The organism is Sutcliffiella horikoshii (genome assembly GCF_008180725.1).
In the GTDB taxonomy this organism is placed as follows: Bacteria; Bacillota; Bacilli; order Bacillales; family Bacillaceae_I; genus Sutcliffiella_A; species Sutcliffiella_A horikoshii_B.
Window position 1 is genome coordinate 680,747 of sequence record NZ_VTEV01000001.1, and the last position, 26,825, is coordinate 707,571.

General features: G+C 39.2%; 25 protein-coding genes and 2 riboswitches. Of the genes, 3 read left to right on the top strand and 22 right to left on the bottom strand.

Going from position 1 to position 26,825, the window contains the following annotated elements:
• Positions 1 to 49: 49 nt before the first annotated feature.
• The 5 genes from FZC76_RS03385 to queC form a co-directional block, all read right to left on the bottom strand.
• On the bottom strand, positions 50 to 1,063 hold the full coding sequence (locus FZC76_RS03385; protein WP_148986850.1) for a DUF3231 family protein: 1,014 nt from the start codon (positions 1,061 to 1,063) through the stop codon (positions 50 to 52).
• Positions 1,064 to 1,611: 548 nt separating this feature from the next.
• Entirely contained in the window at positions 1,612 to 2,109 is a 498-nt protein-coding gene (queF, locus tag FZC76_RS03390; protein WP_148986851.1) for a preQ(1) synthase, read from the bottom strand.
• A gap of 18 nt (positions 2,110 to 2,127) precedes the next feature.
• Entirely contained in the window at positions 2,128 to 2,847 is a 720-nt protein-coding gene (queE, locus tag FZC76_RS03395; protein ID WP_148986852.1) for a 7-carboxy-7-deazaguanine synthase QueE, read from the bottom strand.
• A complete protein-coding gene (gene queD / locus FZC76_RS03400) occupies positions 2,844 to 3,284 on the bottom strand; it encodes a 6-carboxytetrahydropterin synthase QueD (RefSeq protein WP_148986853.1) in 441 nt (146 codons plus the stop codon). The genes queE and queD overlap by 4 nt, the downstream gene beginning before the upstream one ends.
• The gene (queC, locus tag FZC76_RS03405) at positions 3,281 to 3,952 is read right to left on the bottom strand and encodes a 7-cyano-7-deazaguanine synthase QueC (protein ID WP_148986854.1); all 672 of its coding nucleotides are present in this window, start codon (positions 3,950 to 3,952) and stop codon (positions 3,281 to 3,283) included. Before queC ends, queD begins: the two co-directional genes overlap by 4 nt.
• A gap of 128 nt (positions 3,953 to 4,080) precedes the next feature.
• Positions 4,081 to 4,126, bottom strand: a riboswitch (PreQ1 riboswitch).
• A 130-nt stretch (positions 4,127 to 4,256) separates the two neighbouring features.
• Here queC and FZC76_RS03410 point away from each other — a divergent pair.
• Complete coding sequence (locus FZC76_RS03410; protein ID WP_148986855.1) at positions 4,257 to 5,588, top strand: DUF2254 domain-containing protein; 1,332 nt, start codon at positions 4,257 to 4,259, stop codon at positions 5,586 to 5,588.
• A 46-nt stretch (positions 5,589 to 5,634) separates the two neighbouring features.
• Here the strand turns inward: FZC76_RS03410 and FZC76_RS03415 are convergent, their stop codons facing one another.
• The 3 genes from FZC76_RS03415 to FZC76_RS23340 all read right to left on the bottom strand — a co-directional run bounded on the left by FZC76_RS03415 (position 5,635) and on the right by FZC76_RS23340 (position 7,115).
• The gene (locus tag FZC76_RS03415) at positions 5,635 to 6,093 is read right to left on the bottom strand and encodes a hypothetical protein (protein WP_148986856.1); all 459 of its coding nucleotides are present in this window, start codon (positions 6,091 to 6,093) and stop codon (positions 5,635 to 5,637) included.
• 17 nt (positions 6,094 to 6,110) lie between these two features.
• On the bottom strand, positions 6,111 to 6,875 hold the full coding sequence (locus FZC76_RS03420; protein WP_148986857.1) for a hypothetical protein: 765 nt from the start codon (positions 6,873 to 6,875) through the stop codon (positions 6,111 to 6,113).
• A 120-nt stretch (positions 6,876 to 6,995) separates the two neighbouring features.
• On the bottom strand, positions 6,996 to 7,115 hold the full coding sequence (locus tag FZC76_RS23340; RefSeq protein ID WP_010193219.1) for a DUF6254 family protein: 120 nt from the start codon (positions 7,113 to 7,115) through the stop codon (positions 6,996 to 6,998).
• A gap of 107 nt (positions 7,116 to 7,222) precedes the next feature.
• Here FZC76_RS23340 and FZC76_RS03425 point away from each other — a divergent pair, with 107 nt between their 5' ends.
• A complete protein-coding gene (locus FZC76_RS03425; protein ID WP_148986858.1) occupies positions 7,223 to 7,831 on the top strand; it encodes a CPBP family intramembrane glutamic endopeptidase in 609 nt (202 codons plus the stop codon).
• Positions 7,832 to 8,282: 451 nt separating this feature from the next.
• On the opposite strand, the gene FZC76_RS03430 is transcribed toward FZC76_RS03425, so the two are convergent.
• The 4 genes from FZC76_RS03430 to FZC76_RS03445 form a co-directional block, all read right to left on the bottom strand.
• The gene (locus FZC76_RS03430; RefSeq protein ID WP_148986859.1) at positions 8,283 to 9,335 is read right to left on the bottom strand and encodes a YkvI family membrane protein; all 1,053 of its coding nucleotides are present in this window, start codon (positions 9,333 to 9,335) and stop codon (positions 8,283 to 8,285) included.
• An 81-nt stretch (positions 9,336 to 9,416) separates the two neighbouring features.
• Positions 9,417 to 10,622: a homoserine dehydrogenase gene (locus tag FZC76_RS03435; RefSeq protein WP_148986860.1), complete on the bottom strand. Its 1,206-nt coding sequence runs from the start codon at positions 10,620 to 10,622 to the stop codon at positions 9,417 to 9,419.
• On the bottom strand, positions 10,610 to 11,692 hold the full coding sequence (gene metX, locus FZC76_RS03440) for a homoserine O-acetyltransferase MetX (RefSeq protein WP_148986861.1): 1,083 nt from the start codon (positions 11,690 to 11,692) through the stop codon (positions 10,610 to 10,612). The genes FZC76_RS03435 and metX overlap by 13 nt, the downstream gene beginning before the upstream one ends.
• A 15-nt stretch (positions 11,693 to 11,707) precedes the next feature.
• Entirely contained in the window at positions 11,708 to 13,027 is a 1,320-nt protein-coding gene (locus FZC76_RS03445) for an O-acetylhomoserine aminocarboxypropyltransferase/cysteine synthase family protein (protein WP_148986862.1), read from the bottom strand.
• 70 nt (positions 13,028 to 13,097) lie between these two features.
• Positions 13,098 to 13,211, bottom strand: a riboswitch (SAM riboswitch).
• Between the two features lie 319 nt (positions 13,212 to 13,530).
• Here FZC76_RS03445 and FZC76_RS03450 point away from each other — a divergent pair.
• Positions 13,531 to 15,663 carry an ATP-dependent Clp protease ATP-binding subunit gene (locus FZC76_RS03450; protein ID WP_148986863.1) on the top strand — a complete coding sequence of 711 codons (2,133 nt, stop codon included), beginning with the start codon at positions 13,531 to 13,533 and terminating at the stop codon, positions 15,661 to 15,663.
• Between the two features lie 450 nt (positions 15,664 to 16,113).
• Here the strand turns inward: FZC76_RS03450 and FZC76_RS03455 are convergent, their stop codons facing one another.
• The 10 genes from FZC76_RS03455 to phnD form a co-directional block, all read right to left on the bottom strand.
• Entirely contained in the window at positions 16,114 to 16,446 is a 333-nt protein-coding gene (locus tag FZC76_RS03455; protein ID WP_148986864.1) for a hypothetical protein, read from the bottom strand.
• Positions 16,447 to 16,525: 79 nt separating this feature from the next.
• A complete protein-coding gene (locus FZC76_RS03460; RefSeq protein WP_148986865.1) occupies positions 16,526 to 17,431 on the bottom strand; it encodes a polysaccharide deacetylase family protein in 906 nt (301 codons plus the stop codon).
• 126 nt (positions 17,432 to 17,557) lie between these two features.
• A complete protein-coding gene (locus FZC76_RS03465; RefSeq protein WP_148986866.1) occupies positions 17,558 to 19,048 on the bottom strand; it encodes a UDP-N-acetylmuramoyl-L-alanyl-D-glutamate--2,6-diaminopimelate ligase in 1,491 nt (496 codons plus the stop codon).
• Positions 19,049 to 19,218: 170 nt separating this feature from the next.
• Positions 19,219 to 20,913 (bottom strand): M3 family oligoendopeptidase, encoded by a 1,695-nt coding sequence (locus FZC76_RS03470; RefSeq protein ID WP_148986867.1) that lies wholly within the window; start codon positions 20,911 to 20,913, stop codon positions 19,219 to 19,221.
• A gap of 127 nt (positions 20,914 to 21,040) precedes the next feature.
• Positions 21,041 to 21,487 (bottom strand): MarR family winged helix-turn-helix transcriptional regulator, encoded by a 447-nt coding sequence (locus FZC76_RS03475; RefSeq protein WP_148986868.1) that lies wholly within the window; start codon positions 21,485 to 21,487, stop codon positions 21,041 to 21,043.
• Positions 21,488 to 21,598: 111 nt separating this feature from the next.
• Positions 21,599 to 23,188: a bifunctional metallophosphatase/5'-nucleotidase gene (locus tag FZC76_RS03480; RefSeq protein ID WP_148986869.1), complete on the bottom strand. Its 1,590-nt coding sequence runs from the start codon at positions 23,186 to 23,188 to the stop codon at positions 21,599 to 21,601.
• Between the two features lie 81 nt (positions 23,189 to 23,269).
• Positions 23,270 to 24,067 (bottom strand): phosphonate ABC transporter, permease protein PhnE, encoded by a 798-nt coding sequence (phnE, locus tag FZC76_RS03485; protein WP_148986870.1) that lies wholly within the window; start codon positions 24,065 to 24,067, stop codon positions 23,270 to 23,272.
• Positions 24,067 to 24,885, bottom strand: coding sequence for a phosphonate ABC transporter, permease protein PhnE (gene phnE, locus FZC76_RS03490; RefSeq protein ID WP_262372365.1), 819 nt, complete (start codon positions 24,883 to 24,885; stop codon positions 24,067 to 24,069). The genes phnE (FZC76_RS03485) and phnE (FZC76_RS03490) overlap by 1 nt, the downstream gene beginning before the upstream one ends.
• Positions 24,882 to 25,655, bottom strand: coding sequence for a phosphonate ABC transporter ATP-binding protein (phnC, locus tag FZC76_RS03495; protein ID WP_148986871.1), 774 nt, complete (start codon positions 25,653 to 25,655; stop codon positions 24,882 to 24,884). Before phnC ends, phnE (FZC76_RS03490) begins: the two co-directional genes overlap by 4 nt.
• A 78-nt stretch (positions 25,656 to 25,733) precedes the next feature.
• Positions 25,734 to 26,678 carry a phosphate/phosphite/phosphonate ABC transporter substrate-binding protein gene (phnD, locus tag FZC76_RS03500; RefSeq protein WP_148986872.1) on the bottom strand — a complete coding sequence of 315 codons (945 nt, stop codon included), beginning with the start codon at positions 26,676 to 26,678 and terminating at the stop codon, positions 25,734 to 25,736.
• Positions 26,679 to 26,825 lie beyond the last annotated feature (147 nt).

Sequence of the window (26,825 nt, forward strand, 5' to 3'; positions counted from 1 at the left end):
CCTCTACCTTTGTTACTTACTTTATAACAGAATTAGCGCTTTCCTACAACTATTCACGCTCTTGGGATAATTCCTCTCTGTCAGCAGTTGAAGGTGGTTTTTCCATCCAGCGGTTTTTAACCATAATGTCAGCTCCAGACTTTGCAAGTAATGCTGACTCTGAAGATAGCTTCTCATATTTCAACGCAAGATCTGTTCTTTGACTTGCTGAGGATGCCGTTGCATAATTTCCAATTCCGGCAGCAACCATCAAGCTGGTATGAAACATCATCAACTTATCTGAAAATGGTGGAATGTGAGAAGCAGTTACGGAATAGTCGGCTGCCATAGGCGCTTGAATATCATCCTTCAGCAATAGATCTACAAAAGCTTTTATATGAGAATGAGCCAGCTGCTTCGCCTTTACCATAAACTCACGAACTTCACTGCTGACAGCGGTCTGGGAAAATGCAGTACAAAGAAGCATCCCTATCTGGTTAGTTTCAATATTCATACTTAGATGCGTGACTTCAATAGTATTTAATGTCCGTTTATTTATTAAAGGATTCAAGCCGCTAAAATATTTTTTTTCTTCCACTAAATATGCTCTATCAGGGATAACCGTAATTGGCTTCTTTATATATAAACCTTTTTCTAATAGAAGGTCAGTTGTTAAGTCGAAAATTTCAATCGTTCGCTGAAGAAAAGTGTTATAAAGTGTTCTGATATCTTTTTTGGATACCGCACTTAAACTTGCACTGTATGTAACCATCCCTATTTTGGCCATTTGGAGTACGTAAGAAAGTTGAAACGTGTCTGAAAATAGTCTCGGTGCTTTAAGGTTTATGTCATTTTCGGAGAACGCCATTGGAAGAGGATACTTTCCTTTCCAGAAAACAGCCTTTAGTTCGTTTTCATTTGTAGATGCTATGTCGTATGCTTTTGCAATTATCTCTCGGATTTGCTGGTCTTCTACAGTTTCGAGAAAGTATCTTAAGACGCATGCTGACATGGAGTTGTTTAAATATAGTGTCCACAGTGTGCTGGTTTCTGCACAGGACCATTCTGTTGTATGGTTTGTCATGTTTGTCCCCTCCTATTTTACTGTTATTATTTTCAATTTGGAGAGGTTTTAGTATAAGTTCTGACTCTTTTAAATCTAAAAATTTTAGTTGTTTGTTAATCGCCCGCTGTTCCTTTCCGCAAAATGGCTTCGCTTTCCGCGGGACGGTGCTTGAGCCTCCTCACTTCGTTGTGGGGTCTCAATCTACCGTTACTCCCCCGCTGGAGTCTCCGCCTTTTGCTACAACTCACAGCTAGAAATTACATAAAGAAACGTTCATGCTTTTTCAGATAACTCTTTTAGATGGTCTTTCATTAACCTTGGGTGAATGAAGTAACTTTGTGGAGGCTCCAGCAGGGCCCCTAGGAAAGCGAAGCCATTTGCGGAAATCAACAGCGGTGTCTTTTACAACATCAAAAATCAAAGACTTTTTCATTGGCCCCTCACCGGAGTGAGGCGCATCACGGACCGCCCGCAAGCAAGCTAAGTCCCTAAAACTAAAATCAACTATATATATACTTACCTCAAAAAAAAGAAAACACAACCGGAGCTGTGTTTTCTTTAGTGAGTTATCTGTTATCGATTTTTTCTGGGTATAAGTCGTGGTTCATTAGGCGGTATTGTGCCATTTCCTCATATTTTGTTCCCGGTTTTCCGTAGTTAGTGTATGGATCGATGCTGATGCCACCACGCGGGGTGAATTTGCCCCATACTTCGATATAGCGAGGGTCCATCAGTTCAATCAAATCGTTCATGATAATATTCATGCAATCCTCGTGGAAATCTCCGTGGTTACGGAAGCTGAAGAGGTACAACTTTAATGATTTACTTTCTACCATTAATTCACCAGGGATATAGCTGATATAAATGGTTGCGAAATCCGGCTGATTTGTTTTTGGACAAAGGCTTGTGAATTCCGGGCAATTGAATTTTACAAAGTAATCTCTGTTAGGATGCTTGTTTTCAAAGGTTTCCAATACATCCGGGGAATAGTTGAACAAGTAATTGGTCCCTTGATTCCCTAACAATGTTACACCTTCTAATTCTGAATCTTTTCTTCCTGACATTTTCACTCTCTCCTTTTCTTAAACTCCTCGTTTGTTACCCCATACTAGCGTGTGCAGTTGTGGCAAAACACGAACGTTATTCATTTCATCATCTTTCATTACTTGGTCGATCAACCACTCATATTTAGCCAACAAATTGTTGACTAATTTTTCATCATCCTCTGTGATGGTATCATCATTTCCAACTTGTACATAAAAAGCTACATCCGGATACTCTTTGTGAACTTTTTTTGCATAAGCCAAATCGGCCTCATCAAACACCACTACTTTTAGAGATACACTACTTATATTAACTTTTTCAAGTAGGTCACCCAGTATCGAAAAGTTGGTGTCCATTCCGGAGCTTGGTGGTTTAGGCGAGATGGTTAAGTCATCTATTTCCATTAGCCAATCCTGCCACTTGCTTCCTTGTGTTTCAAGCGCCACCTTTATCTCGTTCTGATGGAGGAGTTTTACAAGATCCCCTATATTTTTTAGAAGAGCTGGATTCCCTCCAGAAATAGTGACGTGATTAAAGGCTTTCCCACCAATCTCACACAATTGACTATAGATTTCTTCAGGAGACATCATCACAATATCGTCCTTTGCACTCCCGTCCCACGTAAAGGCAGAATCACACCAAGAGCAGCGGTAATCACACCCAGCAGTCCGCACGAACATCGTTTTCTGCCCAATGACCATTCCTTCCCCTTGGATCGTAGGGCCGAATATTTCTAAAACTGGTATCAGGCTGCTCATTGCTTTTTCCCCTTCTTCGGTCGGTACATACAATAACTTGTAGGTGTTTCTCTTACATATACTTGAAGACAGGTTGGTTTGGATGGCAAAGTCTCCAAATGACTTTCTATCGTTTCCCACATGACTCTTGCCACCACTTCCGTTGTCGGGAAAAAATTCGGGTCCTGGTCATTGAAGACATCTTTATGGTCATTAAGAACGGTATGATCAAATTTATCGTGCAAAAGCTTTTTTAACACTTGAAAATTAACAAGAAAACCAGCATCATCCAGTCCGTCTCCTGCAACTGTTACATTGACGAAGTAGGTATGCCCATGTAGTTGTTTGCATTTCCCTGCAGAATCTGTCGGAACAAAATGTGCCGCTGCTATTTGCATATCTTTGTTTAACTCATAGCAATAATCATGTTGTATTTGTGGATAGATTTGTTGCATCATGAGGACACAACTCCTTTATCTTTTTTAGCAAGATAGTCATCCAACCCACGTTTTCTTAGTTTACATGCAGGGCACTCTCCACAACCGTCCGCGATAACGCCATTATAGCAAGTCAAAGTCTTTGTCCTTACAAAGTCCAAGAAATTTAGATTGTCTGCCAGTTTCCATGTTTCTTCCTTGTTTAGCCACATCAATGGAGTGTGAATGACAAACGGATAATCCATAGAAAGATTTAACGTCACATTCATGGATTTGATGAAAACATCACGGCAGTCAGGATAACCGCTGAAGTCTGTTTCACATACTCCTGTTACTATATGTCTGGCACCTATCTGTTTAGCTGCAACTGCTGCAAAGGATAGGAATAAAAGGTTTCTTCCGTCTACAAAGGTACTTGGAAGTTCCCCTTCTTTTTCTTCAATTTCAATATCGTCTCTTGTAAGAGCATTTGGTGTTAATTGTCCTAGTAGGGACATATCAAGTATTCGGTGTTTTACACCCAGTTCTTTTGCAATATTTTTCGCACAATCAATTTCTAGTTCATGTCGTTGTCCGTAATGGAACGTGACTGCTTCCACTTCATCAAATTCCTTCATTGCCCAAAACAGGCAAGTAGTGCTGTCCTGCCCGCCACTGAACACGACCATCGCTTTTTCCTGTTGCTTCATCGTGTCTACACTCCTTTAATCATATCAATCTATAGTCATACAAAAAACGCTAACCAAAAATAATGGAGGCTAGCGCATAACATCAGAAAAAATAAAAAAACTATATCCTAAGGAATATAGTTTGGTATCTGTCCTTAGTTTTTTATAGAGGGTATTAGCTAGAACCTCTCCTGACGCCAGTATGGGCGTAAGACTTTATTCAATTTAACTTTGTTACTATAACATATTAAGAGAAAATATTCTACTTTTTCTTATGCGAAGAATTTGTATTTATTCCAGTTTATAAAATAAAAGGAGTGAAGGAATGGCACGGTCTGTGAATATGTTGCGTTTAAGGACCAATTTTTGGTTTCTGCCCGTTTTTTATGGAGGGGTGGCACTTCTTTTAGCAATAGGAACGCTTCTCTTAGATCATTATATTATGTCACGGAAAGTCGAGACCCTAATTCCCTCCATCTTCTTATCAGACATTGATCTTGCACAAACAATATTAAGCTCGATTGCTTCTTCTCTCTTAACGATGACAACCATTACATTTTCGACCATCCTTGTTGTGTTGACCACTTACCTGTCGCAGTTTTCTCCAAGAGCCTTGCAAAATTTCATAACGGACCATGCTACACAAAGAGTCCTTGGTATCTTTACAGCAGGTTTTATCTATTCCATTATTCTGCTGTTATTTCTTAAAGAAACGAAAGAGGAACAGCTTTTTCTTGTCCCTTTCTTTGCTGTCGCTATAGCCATTCTTTGTCTTATAGTATTCGTTTTTTTCATTCAGCATGTAACAACATGGATTCAAGTAAGCAATTTATTACACAACATAACCGTAGAAACATTGGAATGTATGGAAGAGTTGTTTAATGATAGTGACAACTCCACCCACGATGCTCCTTGGGATGATTGGGAGAGTAAAGAAATCACCACCAAAGAACCTATAACCATCATGTCGGACAAACCTGGCTATGTACAATATATTGATATAGACGCACTAGTAAAAATTGCATATGAAACGGATTGCATTGTTCGTGTGGAGAGACAACAAGGTGATTATATAAATGAGCATACACCTATGCTTTCCATTTGGGGTTCAGGTGAAAAAATCGAAAAAGAATCCTTTCGATCGTTGATTACTGTTTCCATAGCAAGAGCACCTCTTGAAGATGTAGAATTTGGAATTAGGAAGGTAACAGAAATTGGAGTAAGGGCACTTTCACCAGGGATAAATGATCCAAGCACAGCAGTGCATTGTATTGAACAATTAGGCACTCTTCTATCTAAACTTACTTCCATGAAAGGCATTAAACCATTTTTCAATGATACCAATAGGAACTTGCGGGTAATTGTGAAAACTCCCGATTTTTTTAGTTATCTTGATATCGCTTTTTCTCCCATTATCCGTTATGGAAAAATGGATTTTGATGTTATCCATTCTGTACTTGATGTTTTGAAGTTGATTTCCGATCACTCTCCCCCTTTCCGAAAAGAAGCTATTTGGAAGTATACATTACATACTATTGAATCAATAAAGGAAGAAAAGTATCTCCAGCTGGAAAGAGAGAGATTAAATACAAACATTAAGGATTTATGTTATTCACTTGGATACGGTAAAGATATTGAAAGATTGAAGTTGAAATAAAGGGCCTTTCCTATTATCAGGAAAAGCCCTTTTATTATTAAATGTATCACCTATTTAATATCCCCACACCCAGGACCATGTTGTTCCACAGGACATCCTCCACTTTTTCCTGCTTTTCTTTAGGGCATTGAATCATGAGCACCATATCAGCATCTGATCCACGTTTACTAAATGATTTCTCGCTTTTTTTAGTAAAATAATAATCAATCAAAAAACCGAAGATACCTCCAAACACTAGCCCAAAAAGCCCCCAGAGAATTGGACCCAAGTAAAAGATGTATCCGTAAATGACTCCCAACAGCATAAAAATGATACCGAAAATAGCAGCTAAGTCGACTAGACTTCTCCCATCAGATCGATGCATGGAGTCAATCGCTTTTGTTTGGTATTTAATCTTATCCAGTGGTACTACTAAGATTTGCTCTTTCGTTAGGCCAAGCTCTTCTAATTCACGTAATGTAAGTTCCATTTCCATGTTGTATTTAAATGTGGCGAAAATGTACATTACTTTCCAGCTCTTTTCTATATCGGCATTTTAAACTGAATATCCTGGTATTTATCTTTCAATTCTCTAGATAAATACTTATCAATAAATTTATTGAGTTCCACTGCACTCACATAGGAATCATACACTGCAAAACAATAAATAGAAGGGACAAATAAAAGCCATTGCGGCACCAAAATATCCGTAGCCCCTTGGAAATTGCCAACCAATGTCATGTGAATGGCTGGAAAGACATTTGCTTCATATGTAATAATTACCCACCATGTTAAGAAGAAGATAACTGACAAGATTCTTGTTACATAGAGATTACCTAACCCAGGAGTTAATAAAGACCAAATAATTGCAAGCAAAGGATTCTTTTTGTCAAGAACATTTATTTCTATATAAGATGTATTATTAATCATTAGTGGAAAGTCTTCATGGTATGCTAAGGTATAATGCTTATTCAATTCGATAGTAAGACGGTAACTGTCCCATATCGAGAACACATACATGCAGATATATAATATGATCCAATGTAGATCCAATACCGCAATCGCCTCTTCAAATCGTCCTGTCATGGAAAAGAAGATTGCTTCATTTAAGTGTGATAATGTATTTATTACTACTTCCCAAGTAATTAATATGAAAGCTGTCAGGTATTTCGATAACATAAAATGCCCGAATCCTGGAAATGCAGCCCCCCACCATGCCACAACAAGAGGTTTGCGATAATGTATAAGACTTGTAGTATATGGGCTAAAGATCCCAACATACCTCTTTTTATCATGTTGATACCCCATACTCTAAGCCTCATTTCTGTAATATCTTCCAATAGTATGCATTTATACCTCCCTCAATATACACTGAGCTCACGTAAAAAAGAGGTCATCCCAAGATTCGGAATGACCATTGGTTGTGAATTATTTATTTTTTCCCGCTTCATCTGCAAGCTGTTCAAAACTCTTTACTTTTCCATGTTCATTTTGCGACTGCTTTCTCACTTTTCTTTGTCTTTCCTGCTGGCTTTTTGATTGAGTCATCTTTCCATCTCCTTACATTTATTAAGTATTTACCCCAATAGTATGTTCGTTTCTTTGATTGAGCTTTCCTGTTAAAATAAGGGCAACCCCAAAACTAGGAGAAAATTATGATGAAAAAGACTTATATGTTTTTGGTATTAGCAAACTTTTTACTTGCTAGTAGCTTTCTGCTAACTAATTATTTTTGGACGCTCTTTCCTGTTTCGTTATTCATCCTTATTGTAATTAGCATGAATGAAAAGAAATTTGAACGCCCTTTTGTGCGATTTTTTAACTTTCCTGACATCTCCTATGGTATCTTAACAGGATCCATATTATATGCAATATTTTTAGTCACCTATTTCATTCTAAAAGCACTTCCCTTACCGCTCATAATTTTTGTAGAAGAATTATATCTAATTGTAGGGCCAAGTAGTTGGTGGCATTACTTAGCATTGGTTCTTATCATTATTCCAGGAGAGGAAATTTTCTGGAGATGGTATCTTCAATCCAAGTTAGTAGAAAGATACGGCGAGTTATTTGGGGTTGTAGCAGGGGCATGTCTGTACGCCTTAGCTCACATTTGGACAGGTAATCCGATGTTGGTTGCCGCCGCAGCGACGGCAGGTGTTGTATGGGGAGCATTATATGTATGGAAAAACTCTCTTGCTCTTGTCATCATCTCCCATCTTGTATTTGATATATGGTTACTCATCATTTTCCCACTTAACTTTTGATACCCCAATTGGAAGTTTTTAGGTAATGTCCTAATGACTGCCATCCCACTCGTTGCAATCGTTGCTTCATTTGTACGATAAGATCCCATGTTTTATTGGAAAGAGACTAGGGAGATATACGTTGAAGATTACTATCCACCCTGTTGACTGAAGTGCAAGGTGTGAGATTCCTGCAGGGGATAACGGTAGCTTGAGACCCCACAGGCGAAGCCGAGGAGGCTCAAGCACCGTCCCGCGGAAAGCGCACACCTGGAACGCAAGGAGACAGGGAGTTAGTAAGATGAATAGTGAAGAGACCGTTTCACCCTGTTGATTGGAGCAAATGGCGTAGACTCCTGCGGGGGAGTAGCGGCAATGTTGAGACCCCTGAAGCGTTGTGAGGAGGCTCAAGGTCGCCCCCGGAAAGCGAAGCCATTTGCGGAAATCAACAGGGAGTTTACCCATACCCCCCTCACTTCCTCACCACCAACAACACCAAAAACGCCATACTCACATACCCAAAAAACGGATACAAATGCTCAATTAAACTCCCGTACCCAATCTGACTAATCATATAAATAATGCTCACCAACACAATCGTCACCACATACCTCGACACCCTCAACATACTTTCCAACTGTCGTTGCAATCCAAAAATATCACTCACAACCGAAGTAAAGATCTCTCCATAAATCACGAAAACATAAATACCAAAAAACGAAAGCATACTCAACTTCACGACTTCTGCCATCGGTATTTCAAACGTATGGAAATTAGGAAGAGAAGCAATTGATATATGACAGGTTAATAAAATAAAACATAAAACCAATCCACCAATGAACCCGCCACGCTTAATTATCCAATCATCCTTCGCTTCCGTTGCCAACGGGACAAGAACCGGCTGTGCCATTGCAAGATTGAATGACACATACATAAAAGGTGCCAACCATCCCTTTAAACTATTCTGTACAGGAGCAAGACTTAAAAAAGATAACCCATTCTCGGCAATCGAATTTCCTGCAATAATAAAACTGAAAATAATCATCACAGGAACTACAATAACATTTACCCCAACCAACCCTTTTACACCAAAAAGGACAACACCTACTGAGAGCACAACCGTAATGAGCAACCCAAGCTGAAAGGACCAGCCGAGTTGTTCCTCAAATACAGCACCTGATCCAGATAGCATCACGGCCCCCACACAAATCAAAATGACCAACATAAAGAGATTGACTACCGTCCCCGCAGACATACCAAATAAATATTCATTAAACTCTTTATAAGAATTTGCTTTGATTCTTTTGGAAATGAGCATCATTTTCGTGCCAAGCCAAATAAACAAAAAGCCACTCATCAGTATCGTAATAAATCCTATCCACCCATATTGCGTAAAAAACTGAACAATTTCTTTACCTGTAGCAAAACCCGCACCTACAATGGTGCCTACATACACTGCCCCTATCTGACAAGCACTAAGCCAGCTGCGTTTCACGATTGCCACACCCTCTTCTCCCATATACATACCACCAAAATAAAACCAGCTTGTCACATATATATGAGACAAGCTGGCAAGAAAGAAGAGAGAATTGTACGAGCTCCTAGATTATACGTTTACTTTTTCCACTCTATGTTGATAATTACCTTTAAGTTCAAAGATCGCAAGAAATGGATTATTTAAAAGAATCCTTTCCACTTCTTCGGTTTCCACGACAGCCACTTTAGTAGATAGACGAGCTAAAACTTTGATGTCAAAAGGAATCTCTATTTCACCATTCTTACTAAAAAGCACCCATTTAGATGAATCCGCATCAGTTTCGTCATTCTCCAGGTAAGCTGGTTCTGAATAAACAGGACGGCTAATCTGGATGATGTCTTCCAAGATAGCACTTGCTGTAGGATACATACCTGCTCCTGGTCCTTGCAGCTGAACATTTCCAACAAGATCAGTCTCGATGGAAACTGCGTTTTGCACCCCCTCGACTTGATAAAATGGGTGGTCGGTAGAAATCAACACCGGCTCCACCTTACACTGAATCCCTGTTCCCCCTTTAAATAATGTGACAATATGCCGAAAGCGCAATCCGAGCTCATCAGCACTTTCCACATAATCTGCAGTAATTTCTGTAATACCTTTTCGGATGGTTGACTGCTCATCAGGTTTTTCACCATAGATCAACTGACTCAAAACCACCGCTTTATAAAATGCATCATACCCCTTAATATCATTGGAAGGATCAGCTTCTGCATATCCCTTTTCTTGTGCTGCCAGTAACGTTGCTTCAAAAGAATGGCCATCTTTTCTCATGCTGGATAAGATAAAGTTAGACGTTCCATTTAATATTCCTTCCACTTTTTGAATTCGATTCACTTGCAGAAGTTGCTTCAAAGTCTGAATAACTGGAATACCACCCGCTACCGTTGCCTCAAACCCTACCGTAACATTATTCTTTTTGGCCAAGGCAAGAAGCTCCTCGGCATGATGAGCAAACATTTCCTTATTCGCGGTCACCACGTGAATACCTTTTTCCAAAGCTTGAGTTAAATAGGTGCGTCCGGGCTCACAGCCAACAATGGCATCTACTATAACATCCAGTTTTCCAATATTTATAATTTCTTCGTAGTTTGTCGTAAGGAGAACTCCATCCTCACGGGATTGTTCATGTTTTTCTATATTCTTCACAAGGATGGCAACTACTCTCACACTTTTCCCCAATACCTGTTCTAACCTAGTTTGGTGAGATTTAATGGAATGATGAACCCCTTTGCCTACTGTGCCGAATCCTAGTATCGCAATATTTAAGTGAGACATTCTGTCACTTCCTTTCTTTCTAATTCGTTTTTGACATGATGTCCCCATTTTTCGAATTCAACAAGAAATCCGTCATGCCCGAATCTTGTTTCCACATGGATATAGGCCGCATTTTTATTTCGTTTCTTTAATTCCTCGACGAATGCTTCTGCTAAAAATGGTGGGTAAAGAAGATCGCCAGAAAAACTGAGCATATAAACTTTTGCCTCCACTTTCTCTAGCGCCTTTTGCCACCCTCCTCTTTTAAACCCGAGATCATATTGATCCATTGCCTGAAGTAGAATTAGATAGCTGTTTGCATCAAAACGATTAGAAAATTTCTGCCCCTGATATTTTAAATAGGAGTCAACCTGATATTCTATACCCACTCCATCTTTCTTTTCCCTGTTAAACCGTTCATTAAATAAGCTTTCTGATCGGTAGGTAACCAACCCTACCATTCTTGCTATCTCCATCCCTTTAATGATAGTACCTTCCGAGTAGTTTCCGTTATCCCACAGAGGATCTGATTTTATCGCATGCCTGCCAATTGAATTGTATGCTAGAGCATAGTCTGTAAAATATGGTGTCACTGCCATTGGAATGAGTATTTCTGAGAATTGAGGATACAAAAGCCCCCATTCAAGCACCTGCATTCCACCAAGGGATCCTCCCAAAATCGCCTTTACACGATTAATGCCTAAGTATTGCAAAGCTTGATGCTGTGAATGCACCATGTCCCTAATCGTTACGGCAGGAAAGGAAGAGCCGTACTTCCTTTTCGTTTCAGGGTTTATGCTCTTTGGCCCTGTACTGCCACCACAACCGCCAAGAACATTCATCGTTATTACTTGGTACCTGTTCGTGTCAACATATAGATCAGGACCAATAAACTCACTCCACCAACCAGGGTAATTTTGAGTCCCTACAGTACCTTGGTTTCCGGATAAAGCATGGCAAACAACAATTACCTCACCATCTGGATTTCCTACCCTCTCATATGCTATCTCCACATTAGATAGCTTTTTCCCATTTTCTAAAAGCAGCGTTCCGATCGATACCTTTTTGGTATGTTCCGTTTGACAGCTCACAAATCCCACTCATTTCTATATGTTTTGACTGACTGCAGCATGTTTGGACTTTCCGGTAGCTACAAATAGTGCTTGATCTAAATCATTTTGCAAATCCTTTAGCGACTCAATTCCAACAGATAATCGAATTAGATCTTCTGTAACTCCCGATTTAATTAAGTCGTCACCTGTTAGCTGTTGATGTGTTGTGGAAGCTGGGTGAATGATTAAAGATTTGGCATCTCCGACATTTGCCACATGAGACCAAAGATTAATGCTATCAATAGCCTTTCTCCCTGCATCCCTTCCGCCTTTAATTCCAAAGTTTACAATGGAACCATTTCCCTTACCCAAATACTTTCTGGCAAGTGAATGCGCTGGATGATTTGGTAGTCCAGGATAAGAAACCCACTCTACTGCAGGGTGATCCTGTAAGTATTTCGCTAATTCCAACGCATTCTCATTATGCTTTTCTACTCGTAAATGTAAGGTTTCAAGCCCCTGTAAAAGTAAAAAAGCATTTTGAGGACTTAAGCATGCTCCAAAATCTCTTAAAAGTTGAACTCTTAGCTTCACTGCGAATGCAAGATTCCCAAAAGTTTGTGCATACTTAATTCCGTTATAACTTTCATCCGGCTCCGTGAATCCAGGGAAGTTTGGATGGTCCCAGTTAAAATTACCGCCATCCACTACTATTCCGCCAATGGTTGTTCCATGGCCCCCAATCCATTTAGTTGCAGAGTGAACAACAATATCTGCTCCCCACTTGATAGGGTTGCAAAGGTAAGGGGAAGCAAAAGTATTGTCAATGATTAGTGGTATAGAGTTATCATGGGCTACCTTTGCTACTGCTTCCACATCCAGTACACGCAAGCTTGGATTTCCAATAATCTCTCCAAATATCCCCTTCGTTTTCGGTGTAATGGCATTTCGGAAATTCTCCGGATCTGTTGCATCTACAAACTTTACCTTAATACCGTACTTAGGAAGTGTTACAGCAAAGAGATTATAGGTTCCGCCATATAAATTTTCTGCAGCTACAATTTCATCTCCAGCATGGGCAATGTTCAAAATCGCAAAGGCAATGGCTGACATCCCAGAGCTAGTAGCAACAGCTGCTGCCCCTCCTTCTAGGAGAGCAAGCCTTTTTTCAAGTACATCTACCGTTGGATTCATGATTCTTGTGTATATATTGCCAAATTCATTTAACGCGAATAGATTTTGAGCATGGTCCGTGTTGTCGAAAACATAGGAAGTTGTTTGATAAATAGGTACTGCCCGTGAACCTGTCGTCGGATCGGGCGTTTGTCCTCCGTGCAATAATACAGTTTCCACATCATAGTTTGGTTTTGTCATCCTACATTCCTCCAATATTCTATTTTTAACAAAATAAAAACCCCTTCCTAAGAAGAGGTTATAATTCCTCCTCTTATCTCTCAGGCTACTTCGCCTGCAGGAATTAGCACCAACTCAAGAAATTTAATTCTTGAAGGTTGCCGGACTTCATCGGGCCTGATCCCTCAGTCACTCTGGATAAGAGTTATTTAGTTGGTTAATACGTTAAAACATAATAGTTTATAATCTACGTTATTCTAAGGAGACATAATTATTACTAAAACTTTTTGCAATCATAGCACCTGTAAACCACTAAAGTCAATAAAATATTCTGAAATTTTAAACACAACTCACTCTTCCACTAATTTCCTAAAAGCAAACTACTTGAAAGTCAAAAAAGGTCAAAGTATAATAACCATACAACCTTTAAAGGTCAAAATAAGTCAAACTTTTATCCAAGGTGAAATGCTTACCTATCAGAATGATGGTAGCATTGCACAACAATATGAGGAGGTAGCATGTAGATGAAATGTCAAAAGTGTGAAGTGAATAACGCAACCATTCAATTTAAATTTCGCTCTAAAAACGAGCAAGCACAACTAGTCTTATGCTCTTCCTGCTTTGAAGAAGTAAGAGCACAATTGAAATCTCCAACCCCACATGATTTTTTCTCTGACTTGCCTTTTATGAGCGGCTCGTCCAATGAGAAAGACGGATGGAACGGCGCAACTCAACACCCACCATCAGGAAGCAACAAAGGTGGAAGCATACTTGATGAGCTAGGGAAAAATATAACCAATATTGCCAAAACAGGTCTTATTGATCCTGTCATTGGCCGTGATAAAGAAATTAAACGTGTTATTGAAATACTGAATAGAAGAACTAAAAATAACCCTGTCTTAATTGGAGAGCCAGGTGTAGGTAAAACTGCCATAGTAGAAGGATTAGCCCTGAAAATTGTAGAGGGTGACGTTCCTTCAAAATTAAAAAACAAGGAAATTTACTTGTTGGATGTAGCTTCCCTTGTTGCAAACACGGGAATTAGAGGTCAATTTGAAGAACGCCTTAAACAAGTGATTGCAGAACTACAAAATAAAAAGAATGTCATTTTATTTGTGGATGAACTACACCTAATTGTAGGCGCAGGCTCAGCTGATGGCTCTATGGATGCAGGAAACATCCTAAAACCTGCATTGGCAAGGGGTGAACTTCAATTGGTAGGGGCAACGACTTTAAAAGAATACCGTCAAATTGAAAAAGATGCCGCACTTGAACGCCGCTTCCAACCGGTAACTGTGAAAGAACCGTCTACAGAAGAGGCATTAAAAATAATCAAAGGCATTCAGTCAAAATATGAAGATTACCATCAGGTTTCCTATACTGAAGATGCCATTAAAGCGTGTGTAGAGTTATCACATCGTTATATTCAAGACCGTTTCTTACCAGACAAAGCGATAGATCTTTTAGATGAAGCAGGTTCAAGAAAAAATCTGACTCTAAATACGATTGATTTGGAACAAATTGATGCTCGTCTAAGTAAAATCGAAAAAGAAAAAAAGGCCGCGTTATCTAAAGAAGATTACGAAACTGCAGCCAAATTACGGGATGAAGAAGAAAAGTTAGAAGAAAAAAGAAACTCTAACAATGATGTAGAATCTGAGCGCGGTAAAGTAACCCTAGAAGATATCCAACTCATCATGGAAGAAATGTCAGGGATCCCAATAGGTAAATTGCAAGTTGATGAACAAGTAAAATTAAAAAACCTTGCAACAAACCTCAACAAAAAAGTAATAGGACAAGAACAAGCAGTTAATAAGATAACCAAAGCCATCCGCAGAAGCCGTGCTGGCTTAAAAAGGAAAGAACGTCCAATCGGGACCTTCTTATTCGTAGGACCTACAGGTGTAGGGAAAACAGAATTGACTAAGTCACTGGCCGAAGAGCTCTTTGGAACGAAAAATTCCTATATTCGCTTTGATATGAGTGAGTACATGGAGAAGCATGCTGTTTCCAAACTCATTGGCTCCCCTCCCGGCTATGTTGGTCACGAGGAAGCAGGACAGCTGACAGAAAAAGTTCGCCGCAATCCTTACAGCATCATTTTGCTTGATGAAATGGAAAAAGCTCATCCCGACGTTCTGCACCTGTTCTTGCAGGTAATGGAAGATGGCCGTTTAACCGACAGTCAAGGAAGAACGGTAAGCTTTAAGGATACAGTTATCATTATGACAAGTAATGCAGGAGTAACGGATAAGAAAATAACCGTTGGCTTTGAAAAGCAGGAGTCTCCTGGAACGAGTTCCGTTATCGAAGGCTTATCTAACTATTTCAAACCGGAGTTCCTAAACCGTTTTGATGGCATCATCGAGTTTTCACAACTGCAAAAAGAACACTTATTATCCATTGTCGATATTATGCTCGGTGAATTGACTGAGATGTTGAGACAAGAACGTCAGTGTGAACTAACAATTTCAGATGCTGCAAAGGAAAGACTGATTGAGCTTGGGTACAATCCTGCTTACGGTGCAAGACCATTGCGCCGCGTTATCCAAGAACATGTGGAAGATCCAATTACTGACTTACTGTTGGATGGAGATACTCTTGAGAAGATACATGTGGATGTTACGAATAATGAAATCGAAGTAAACGGAAAATAATATAGTAAAGACTGTCCAAATCGGGCAGTCTTTTTTTTTTTGATAAGAAAGTATGAAAAACTGTTTATTTCCGTTCCAGGCACTTCGCTTGCCTGCGGGCGGTCCGTCCGGGAGCCTCCTCGGCTTGCGCCTGCGGGGTCTCCCCTGTCCCTTCCTCCCGCGGGCGTCTGCGCGCCTTCCACTCCAATCAACTAGGGAATCTCAATCACCTGAAAAGATAAAAAGTCCGGTCTAAATTGAGTTTGAAAAAAACCCTTTTCTTTTCAAGTGATTTTCAGCTGTGGAATGGAGCAAATGGCGAAGACTCCTGAGGGATAGATAGCGCTAGGTGGAGACCCCGCAGTCGTAGCCGAGGAGGCTCTCGTCAGCCCCTAGGAAAGCGAAGCCATTTGCGGAAAGGAACAGCGGCGATTAGCCATTAAAAAATGTTTTATACCTTATATTTGATACCTATATATCCAAATCACCGTTTAGATCCAGTCCCAGTCCTCTTCTGTAGAAGCGGAATCCCCGACTTTTAAATTCTGGTATATAAAATTTCATCTTGGAGTTACCAAGGTTGCCGATAAATATTAAATTGTATCGTGTGAAACCTTGAAGGGTCAATGAACGAAGCGGTTCCCTGATATCATTGTCCGGATCTATAATGACATCCACTATCTCCTGCTGGATGATTTTTTCATTCATGATGGAATTGGCGTTCTCCACTTTAGTTTTCGATTGACACGCCGAAACATTAAAAAGCAACACAATAGAAAATACTACATGAAACATACAAGCCACGATACCAACCTCCCACTCTTATCGTGACCCTAAGCTCCATCATTATGTGATTTCCCATCATTTGTTACAAAACTGTAATCTACTCTAAATCATACTCATGTAAATGAACAAAGCTAAAACCTTGTTCCAATAAGGCCATTACAGCATCTTTTACTCCTTCTGCTGTATCACTTTGAGGTTGATTCATATGCAAAATGATGATGGAGCCTGGATTTGCTTTTAACATTTCCTGCGATACTTCCTCCTTCGTAAAAGTTGCGCCACCATCACCTATGACATCAAAGTTGACCACTTGTACACCTAAGTCTTCCGCAATTTGAACAGCTGTATCATCATAAAATGCGGTACCCGAGCGAAAATATTGTGGTATCTCTCCTGTTATCTCAAATATTTTTATTTGGTTTTCCATTATCTCTGCCACTATTTCATCTTGGGAAGAAGTACTAGAAATTCCCCAAGCACTTCTTGGAGTAACCGAAAGCGGCTTATGTTCAGTCCCATGGTTTTGAATCGTGAAAAGTGGATTTGCTGCAAGTTCTACAAATGCCTCATATTGTTCATCAATCCACCTCGCATTGACAAAGAGATCTGCTTTTATTTTGTTTTCTACTAGAAAAGAAATTAGGTCTTCATCATATCCGCTTCCATTTTCACCACCACATGCATCCAACGTAAGGGCAATCACCTTCTCCTCTGTTTTTAAGCGAGTTTTGACCCCTGCTACATACTCTGAAAATTGCGACGAATCGCTATAGACTTGTGCATTTACTTCTAATGCGAGATCCTCCAGCTCCTGTTTTCTTGGGTCTTTCTCTATGTTTTCACTGTCTGGATTTTTATTTTTTTCCTCTGTAGGAACATTCCTTTGTTCTGGAGCCTCGTTAATTTCCTTAACTTTATGTTCTGTTACATTCGTATTTGTGAACGATGAACATCCCATTGTTATGATCAGCATAAACATAAATACCACAGACCTTTTTCCCATTTTCCTTCCATCCCCTGTGCATTTCGACTTTTTCTTCCAAACATAAAATCCAAAAAAAGATGACTAGTTAATTGACTCACTATAATATAAGTGAGCCAATCAACTAGTCAGCCTATATCCATTTCTCTATGTTGTAGGTATGGTTTCTGTAAGTGGAAAGGCCTGTATTGCTTTGAGCGTAATTTCTTTTTCATCAAATGGAACGGATTCATTCCCAATCAATTGATAATTTTCATGACCCTTACCGGCAATAAGGATAACATCCCCTTCACCAGCAATTTCAACAGCTCGGATGATTGCTTGTTCCCGATCAGGTATACACTCAAAGTTTTCATGAGTGGCTCCAGCAGCCATCCCCTGGACAATTTCTTCTCCAGGCTCATCAAGTGGATTATCCGTAGTAAAGATGACATATTCTGATTTTTCGGTTGCAATTCTACCCATTTTAGGGCGTTTATCTTTGTCTCTTCCTCCACCTGTGCCGATAATGGAAATAATTTTTTGCTTAGAGAACATGCGTATGCTGTCCAACGCTTTGCCGATTGCATCTTCAGTATGAGCATAATCAATGATAACATTGCGTTTATCACCAGTCTGAAGAGTTTGCATGCGTCCACTCGGAGGGTTAGTCTCTCTTAAGTGATTCAAGATACGTTCAAACGGCATCCCCTTATCCCAAAGGACGCAAATGACGGATAAAATATTATAGACGTTAAACTCCCCAACGAATGGAATTTCTAACTCATATTCGCCAAAATTAGTTTCAAGGATGAAGCTTGTCTTATTTTCAAAGAACTTAATGTCACGCGCTTTGAAATCCGCATCGTTTTTAATTCCGTAAGTGATAATTCTAGCACCTGTCATTTGTATATAATCTTCGGTTGCTGCATCATCCACGTTCAAGATTGCTGCTTTGTCTTTACGGAGGTCCTGTCCTAATTGAGCAAAAAGTAGACCTTTGGCGTTTTTATAATTCTCCATCGTCCCATGAAAATCGAGGTGGTCTTGTGTTAGGTTAGTGAATACACCGTTTTGGAATTCCACTCCGGCAAGACGGCCGAGAACTAGACCATGTGAGGATACTTCCATTACGACATCCGTTACACCGGCTTCTACCATATCTTTTAGCATTCGTTGCATAGTTAATACGTCACTTGTCGTATTTTTACTTTCATACTTTTCTCCGTCTATATCGATTTCAATGGTACCGCTTAATCCGGTTTTATATCCTTCTTTTCTCATTACATTATTAATGACACTTGATACGGTCGTTTTACCATTGGTTCCTGTAACCCCAACAATTCGAAGTTTGGTGGATGGATAGTCGAAGAATACATTGGCTAACTGACCCAAAGCGCGCTCAGTGTCTCTTACGTGCACATAGCAAATTCTCTCATCCAATTGTTCCGGCAGGTCCTGTACCACAATCACATTTGCGCCTTTTTCGATTGCTGATGGTATATAGCGGTGCCCATCCACTGTATAGCCTTTTATACAAACAAATACTGAGTCTGTTGTAACTTGTCTAGAATCAGAAAAAATATTAGAAACGGACAAAGGGAAATCACCGTATACTTTTAAGGTTGAAACATTGGAAAATAATACATTTGTTTTCATAACAGTCACTTCCTTTTCTGATACTAAAAAAATTAATGATAGTATCTTATGTACCTTACCGATTTTTTTCGGATTTTAAATCTATTTTGGTTAAAGTATACCCTTTATTCTACAAAATTTGCGGTAAAAGTGAAAGAAAAAGCTGTCGAAGGATACGACAGCTTTTTCTCTTATAACGCTTTATCATTCACTTCATTTAAATAGCTTTCAATCTCTCCGACAACGGACTCTACGCAACCATCTTCAAATGGAGAGCGAAGTCCAGCGAATTTCACTAGGTCGACAAATGATTTGCTTCCACCTTGTTTGCATAGTTCCAAATAAGAGTTCCATGCAGATTCAGGATTTTCTTGTGAAAGTTTCCAATATTGCAGGGCACAAATTTGAGCCAAAGTGTAATCAATATAATAGAAAGGTGTACGATAAATGTGGCCTTGACGTTGCCAGAAACCACCTGCTTCTAAATAGGTATTCCCATCGTAATCACGGCCCGGCAAGTATTTCTTTTCAATTTCCCTCCAGGCTTGATTTCTTTCAGCTGGCGAAGCATCTGGGTTTTGGTAAACATAATGTTGGAATTCATCAACCGCTACACCATATGGCAAGAAGGAGATCGCTCCACTTAAGTGAGAGAACTTATACTTTTCTGTATCCTCTTTGAAGAACAGGTTCATCCACGGCCAAGTAAAGAATTCCATGCTCATAGAATGGATTTCACAAGCCTCATATGTTGGCCAGTTATACTCAGGCACATCAAAATCACGGCTCATATAAACTTGGAATGCATGTCCAGCTTCATGTGTTAAAACGTCAATATCTCCGCTCGTTCCATTAAAATTCGAGAAGATATATGGTGCCTTATAAGTCGGGATATATGTGCAATATCCTCCAGCTTCTTTCCCTTTTTTTGCAACAAGGTCCATCAAGTTCTTATCAATCATAAATTGGAAGAACTCTTTTGTCTCTACCGATAACTCTTCATACATTTGTTTCCCATTTTCAATGATCCACTCAGGTGTTCCTTTTGGCTTTGCGTTACCCGTTCTAAATTTAAATCCTTCGTCAAAATACTTCATGGAGTCTACACCGATTCGCTCCTGCTGCCTTTTAGATAGCGTTTCTACCAATGGAACGATGGAATCTTTAACTTGATTTCGGAATTTAGCAACCATCTCCGCATTATAATCTGTACGGGTCATACGGGCATATCCCAGCTCCACAAAACTATCATAGCCAAGCTTCTTTGCCATTTTCGTACGAATTTTGACAAGTTGATCAAAGATCTCATCAAACTCTTCTTGGTTCTCTTGGAAGAAACCAAACTTAGCTTCACTTGCTTGCTTACGAACGTCACGGTCCTCGGACTCTGTATAGGGATCTAATTGAGCAAGCGTAAGTTCTTCTCCGTTAAAATTAATTTTTGCGGAAGCAACCAACTTAGAGTATTTAGTTGTAAGTTTATTTTCAAGCTGGAGGTCTTCGATAATCGCATCATCAAATGTTTTCAATTCACATTCTGCCAGAGCAAATAGCTGTGTTCCCCATTTTTCTTCAAGCTCGTTTCTGAATGGTGATTTAATCAGTGCTTTATAAAATTTTGTTTCCAATGATTTCGTCAGCGGTTCGATCTCATCAAGGAAATCCTGTTCTTCTTTGTAAAACTCGTCGTTCGTGTCAATGGAATGACGAATATAAACTAGGTTGAAATCTGTACTTAATTGATTTCGAACATCATTGATTTCCCGAATCGCTTCCTCCTGCATTGCAACAGATTCTGCCGCCTCAAATCTCTCAACAGCAGCCATAAACCTCTTCTCCACCTCATCCATATTAGGACGAGAATAACCAAACTCTTCAAATCTCATATGTACTATCCCCTTTACAAACAGACTTCACCTTACTTAATATTCGACATGAATCAAGAAATTCCTTGTGGGGTCTGACCCCACAAGGAAATTTTTTTGCAACAAAAAAAAACCAACCTTTTAAAGGTCAGTCTTTTTGTTGGGCGTTTAGGCCAAGTTTTTTGATGAGTTGGATGGCTTGTTCTTTTTCTTGTTGGTTAAGGCCGTCGACTAGGGTGTGGATGTGTTGTTCGTGTTTTGGGAATATTTCATTCAGTAGTTGTTTTCCCTCATCCGTTATTTGGGCATAAGTTACCCTTCTGTCTTTAGGACATGCTTTGCGGGCTAAGAGTCCTTTGTTTTCCAATTTATCGACTACATACGTGATGCTGCCACTTGCCAATAAAATCTTTCCGCCGATTTGCTGTAAGGGTTGTTCTCCTTTGTGGTAGAGAAGTTCTAGCACTGCGAATTCGGTTGGATTCAGATTAAAGCTTTGGATAGATTGGTTCGCTTTGTCATTCAGTGCACGAAATGCTCTGGATAGAACGATAAATAATTTCAATGAAGTATCGAGCTCGTGTCTTTCTGCCATAAAAGTCATTCCTTTTTATAAAATATCTTGAATTAAAACTAATGGTATAGTAATTGACGTCATTCGTCAATTACAATTCAAGAAAATGTAAAATCCCACACCATTCAAGTATCATTTGTCACCTTCGTCATCTTCTTTCCAGATAACCTTCCAATTACGATTGATTGTGGCATCAATCACCTTTTCTTCAAGAATAAAGTTAGCAATCAGTTCGGACATATCCATAGGTATATCTTTTACTACTCGCTTGTCTCGATACATAGTATAGTCACCGCCACCACCAGCACGGTAGTTGTTCATTACCACTTCAAATTCTTGATTTAAGTCCATTTCCTTCCTATTTCTTTCTAATTTCACTACTCTCTCCCCAATTGGCCTCCTTATGTCCAAAATATATTCAATACCTTCCCACATGTCGTAATTGTAGTGTTGTGGTTTTGGTGTGGTAAAGGAAGGGTTCACTTCTAACTCTCCACCTTCACCAATCATAAAATAAGAAGCGGATCGTTCAAGCGCATCCTTTATATCTTGACCTGTAATTTGAATAACCTTCAAAGTATTGGGATAGATATAATTAGAAACAATATCTCTCATGGTTACATTGGCAGGAAATCCTGGAGAGTTATTATGAAAAAGTGCCGTATTAGAAATCTCCACACCGGATACTTTTGTTTGTACCTTATTGATGAATTCAATTAGTGCGTTATCGCCTAAGCGTAGTTGATGTGCATCTTCGACCATCATATCACCATTGATTTTCCCCATCGGTGTATCAAGCCATTGTTGGGTGGCTGTTTCATAGTCTTGTATTAATTCGATAACATCCTGATCTGCTTCCACTTGTTCTATAGATCTTAGCTCCGCTTTCTTATCAACAATCTTCCACATACCTGCTTCTTTTTCAAACACAATAGTTGCTTTACCAATCATCTGGCCATTGACGCCAGGTTGAAGGACAAGAACATTATTAATATTTGTTGCAATTGTACGGTGCTGATGACCTGTAAGAAGGACATCAATACCGGCTATATTTAGGCAAATTTCATAGCCTTGATTTTCTCCTGTCAGGTTTTCCGTTATTTCACCAGAAGTAGGATCTTTTTCAAAGCCACCGTGGTAGCTGACAATGAGCAGATCAGGCTTTTCTTTTTCCTTAATATAAGAAACCCATTTTTGAGTGGATTTCAATACATCTTCAAACGTTAAGCCCTCTATATTGGCAGGATTTTCCCAATTAGGGATGTATTGTGTGGTCACCCCCAAGACAGCCACTTTTGCAGAATCATATTGTTTAATAGTATAAGGCTTTCCTAAAAACGGTTTCCCACTTTGCTCATCTAAAATATTTGCACTTAACCAAGGAAATCTTGAAGTTTTGACAGCATGCTTCAACACATCCATTCCATAATTAAACTCATGGTTCCCAACTACTGCAGCGTCATAATTAAGGTGATTCAACACACGAATCATCGGATTTTCTTCATAAGATTGTTTTTTTACATAGTGATAAGTCAATGGCGTACCTTGAATCAGGTCTCCATTGTCTATAACTAATACATGTTGTTCCCTAGTTCGTTCTTCTTTTAAGATGGTAGAAACCTTTGCCAAACCAAGTGGTGCATATTTATTATTTCCATAACTTAAAGGCATGATGGAGCCATGGATGTCACTTGTTTCTAGTATGGTCAATTTAAGCTTCAAAAAAGATGCCTCCTTTACCTCATTTTTTAAAAAATGAAAGATAGGGTCGATCAATATATGATCAACCCTAAGTAATTGAGATTATACGATTCTTTTACGAATGGATGCAGATAGAAAGTCTATGATGGTAACCACCACGATGATGACCAAAAGAATCAGTCCCATCTCTTCCCAATTCCGATTCATTTGTGCGAACTGGATGAGTGTCCCGATACCTCCAGCACCTACGATACCAAGTATCGTAGAAGCACGAACATCAATTTCAAATCGGTAAATGGCATAGGATAAGAATTCTGGAATGATTTGCGGTATCACACCATGGAACAATATTTGGACTTTATTTGCCCCGCTTGCTTCCATTGCTTCCACAATGTTCATATCAATCGATTCCAATACTTCCGAATACAATTTTCCCAGCATTCCTGTAGACCCAATCGCAATCGCCAATACCCCGGCAAAAGGATTCGGCCCTACTGCTACAACAAACAAAATGGCCAGTATTAGATCTGGAAATGCTCGAATTCCACTAAGGATCCATTTCCCAAATGTGGTCAACACTTTACTTTTTGTCATATTCTGAGCTGCCAAAAATCCTAATGGAATAGCAATGATAGCTGCCATTAAAGAACCGGCAAAGGCAATGTATAAAGTTTCTACCATCGCTGTCCAAACTTTCCCTAAGGAAGTCCATTCTGGATTGAACAATTTAGGAATAACACGTTGGAAGTTATTCACCATTCTGTCAAAAGCTCGTCCCCAGTCAATATCTATTCCTGTAAAGGTCCAAATGTACATAACGGTAAGAAAAAGGAATATTCCCCAATTCTTAACCGTCTTCCAACCAGATTTTTTCTTTTTGGGAGGTAATACAAGTTCCATTAAACAATCGCCTCCCTGATTTTAGTTGAGATGTATTCAATAGCTACGACAAGAACGAAAATCACAAGAATGATTAACATTGCGTTTGGATAATTGTAAAACTTAAGCTGTTGACTCAACACTATACCAATTCCCCCTGCTCCTACTAAACCTAGGACAACAGAGGCACGAATATTGATTTCAAATACATACAGTACAAAAGAAACAAATTGAGGCAACACTTGCGGGATAAGTGCAAAAGAGATTTTTTGCAATGTGTTTGCTCCAGATGCACTCATTGCTTCCATTGGGTTCATATCAACTGACTCGATTGTTTCACTGATTAACTTTGCTAAAATTCCTAATGAAAAAATAATAAGTGCTAAAATACCAGGTAAAACACCGATTCCAAATAAACCAACGAAAATAACAGCAAGAACCAAGTCTGGAATTGTACGCAAAATATTTAAGATGGAGCGAACAAACGTATAAACAAATTTATTGGATGTTACATTTTGTGCCGCTAATAAACTCATTGGAATGCAAAGAAAGGCTGCAACTGTTGTTGCAATGATGGCCATCTGAATGGTTACTGCCAATGGCTCGATAATATGGATAAAAACATTGAAATTTGGTGGGAAAAACTTTACGACTACTCGACCCATATTGGGTATTCCGTCGAGCAAGTCCCCTATTGTTGCACCCGTTTTAACAGTGCTAAGTATATAGAATCCTATTACAGCAGCAAAAATTATGGAAATTCTGGCTTTCGTTTTGGCAGGTAGAAGGGATGGTGCGTATTTTTTGTCCTCTAACTTCACTTGTTCCTCTAACTTCACTGTTCGACACCTCCGCGCAAATCGTCTTCACGAATTGCACGCCCATAGATTTGTTCGAACGTTTTCTCGGACACTTCCGATACTGGGCCGTCGAATACTACCTCGCCTGCTCTCATTCCAATTATCCGATCTGCATACTCCATCGCCATATCAATAAAGTGAAGGTTCACAATAGTGGTGATCTTATCTTCTTTATTGATCTTCTTTAAGTATGTCATAACCTGATGAGATGTTGGTGGGTCTAAGGAAGCAACTGGCTCATCAGCTAAAATGTATCTAGGCTTTTGTGTCAACACGCGTGCAATGCTTACACGTTGCTGTTGACCCCCACTTAGTTCATCGGCACGGTTATATAGTTTTTCTTCTATATTTACTCGCTTTAGGCTTTCATAAGCTAGTGCAAGATCTTCTTTTTTGAATAAATTAAAGGTGGAACGGAGTGTTCCTGTATATCCTAAGCGACCGGCAAGTACATTTTTCAAAACATTCGATCTTTTTACAAGATTGTAGTTCTGAAAAATCATCCCCACCTTAGTTCGTAATTTTCTCAAGTCATTGTTTCGATAAGTCAAAATATTTTCATTGTCTACATTTAGCTCTCCATCTGTTGGAGTAACCAGTCTGTTAATGCTTCTTATAAAAGTAGATTTCCCGGCACCAGACAAACCTACAATAACGACAAATTCGCCCTCATTAATGGTTACATTTATGTTCTTCAACCCTTGTGTTCCATTTGGATAAACCAAGGAAACATCTTTGAACTGTATCATGTTGAAACCCCCTCAATTCATAACATACACAACAAAATAGGGGAAGCAACCTCCCCCTAGATTGCAAATCATATAAAATTAGAAAGAAATGGAATCCTTGAATTTCTCATAAGTTTCCTTTACAACTTTATACTCTTCATCAGTAGCTTCACTGATTTCATCCCAGCTGTATACTTCGTTCATGATTTTGATCATGTCTTCATCTTCATTGAAAGATAGGAATGTATCTTTAATCTTTTGTACTAATTCATCATCTAGTTCTTTTGTTACAGAAATTGTATCGTTAGGAATTTCCTCTGTGTAACCAATAACTTTTGTTTTTTCCATAATGTCTGGATATTCTTCTTCTAATCCAGTACGAACATCTTCGAAAGTTGTTGCAACATCAGCATCACCTTCGTATACAGCGATTGCAGCTGTGTCATGTGCACCTGATTGTACAGTGTCACTGAAAAAAGTAGTTTGTAAATCTTGTGCACTAGCAATGTCAAACTCGTCCATCAATTGAGATGCAGGGAATAGGAATCCAGATGTAGAAGCTGCATCAGGGTATGCCCAAATTTTGCCCTCAAGGTCAGCAAGTGATTCAATACCAGAATCCGCTCTAACGATGTACTGAGCTTTGTATGTACCACTACCATATCTGATAGACTTTAAGATTACTTCTGCACCATATTGCTCATTAGCCAATACATAACCGAACGCAGGAATAAATCCAACATGTACTTCATTTGATCCCATTGCTTCAATTAGAGCAGTATAGTCAGTCATAACTCGACCTTCCACTTCAATACCAAGCTCTTCTCCTATACGATCTGCCAATGGCGCTACCGTGTCAGCAATAGTGTCTGATTCTTGAGATGGTACAAATCCCATAACAATTTTTTCAGGTGTGATTTGCTCTCCACCAGTTGCAGAGTCTGAGTTAGAGTTTGTGTTTTCTCCACTAGAGTTGTTACTGCCACATGCAGCCAGGCTGATTGCAAGAATAGCAACCAAAAAGATTGATAAAAACTTCTTCATGTTTCTTTTTCCCCCTAAGAAATTATGATTGTGTTTCTCTCACATTTAAAAGTATAACGAACTAAAGTTGGATAGGGCTACAATTTTTTCAGTTTTTTTACAAAATGTTAAAAATATTTACTTTTTATTGCATTATTCGTGTTCAAA

Excerpts from the sequence above, each read along its gene's own strand:
- FZC76_RS03385 (WP_148986850.1), bottom strand. The coding sequence starts at position 1,063 with ATGACAAACCATACAACAGAATGGTCCTGTGCAGAAACCAGCACACTG.
- queF (WP_148986851.1), bottom strand. The coding sequence starts at position 2,109 with ATGTCAGGAAGAAAAGATTCAGAATTAGAAGGTGTAACATTGTTAGGG.
- queE (WP_148986852.1), bottom strand. The coding sequence starts at position 2,847 with ATGAGCAGCCTGATACCAGTTTTAGAAATATTCGGCCCTACGATCCAA.
- queD (WP_148986853.1), bottom strand. The coding sequence starts at position 3,284 with ATGATGCAACAAATCTATCCACAAATACAACATGATTATTGCTATGAG.
- queC (WP_148986854.1), bottom strand. The coding sequence starts at position 3,952 with ATGAAGCAACAGGAAAAAGCGATGGTCGTGTTCAGTGGCGGGCAGGAC.
- FZC76_RS03410 (WP_148986855.1), top strand. The coding sequence starts at position 4,257 with ATGGCACGGTCTGTGAATATGTTGCGTTTAAGGACCAATTTTTGGTTT.
- FZC76_RS03415 (WP_148986856.1), bottom strand. The coding sequence starts at position 6,093 with ATGTACATTTTCGCCACATTTAAATACAACATGGAAATGGAACTTACA.
- FZC76_RS03420 (WP_148986857.1), bottom strand. The coding sequence starts at position 6,875 with ATGGGGTATCAACATGATAAAAAGAGGTATGTTGGGATCTTTAGCCCA.
- FZC76_RS23340 (WP_010193219.1), bottom strand. The coding sequence starts at position 7,115 with ATGACTCAATCAAAAAGCCAGCAGGAAAGACAAAGAAAAGTGAGAAAG.
- FZC76_RS03425 (WP_148986858.1), top strand. The coding sequence starts at position 7,223 with ATGATGAAAAAGACTTATATGTTTTTGGTATTAGCAAACTTTTTACTT.
- FZC76_RS03430 (WP_148986859.1), bottom strand. The coding sequence starts at position 9,335 with ATGTATATGGGAGAAGAGGGTGTGGCAATCGTGAAACGCAGCTGGCTT.
- FZC76_RS03435 (WP_148986860.1), bottom strand. The coding sequence starts at position 10,622 with ATGTCTCACTTAAATATTGCGATACTAGGATTCGGCACAGTAGGCAAA.
- FZC76_RS03445 (WP_148986862.1), bottom strand. The coding sequence starts at position 13,027 with ATGACAAAACCAAACTATGATGTGGAAACTGTATTATTGCACGGAGGA.
- FZC76_RS03450 (WP_148986863.1), top strand. The coding sequence starts at position 13,531 with ATGAAATGTCAAAAGTGTGAAGTGAATAACGCAACCATTCAATTTAAA.
- FZC76_RS03460 (WP_148986865.1), bottom strand. The coding sequence starts at position 17,431 with ATGGGAAAAAGGTCTGTGGTATTTATGTTTATGCTGATCATAACAATG.
- FZC76_RS03465 (WP_148986866.1), bottom strand. The coding sequence starts at position 19,048 with ATGAAAACAAATGTATTATTTTCCAATGTTTCAACCTTAAAAGTATAC.
- FZC76_RS03470 (WP_148986867.1), bottom strand. The coding sequence starts at position 20,913 with ATGAGATTTGAAGAGTTTGGTTATTCTCGTCCTAATATGGATGAGGTG.
- FZC76_RS03475 (WP_148986868.1), bottom strand. The coding sequence starts at position 21,487 with ATGGCAGAAAGACACGAGCTCGATACTTCATTGAAATTATTTATCGTT.
- phnE (WP_148986870.1), bottom strand. The coding sequence starts at position 24,067 with ATGGAACTTGTATTACCTCCCAAAAAGAAAAAATCTGGTTGGAAGACG.
- phnC (WP_148986871.1), bottom strand. The coding sequence starts at position 25,655 with ATGATACAGTTCAAAGATGTTTCCTTGGTTTATCCAAATGGAACACAA.
- phnD (WP_148986872.1), bottom strand. The coding sequence starts at position 26,678 with ATGAAGAAGTTTTTATCAATCTTTTTGGTTGCTATTCTTGCAATCAGC.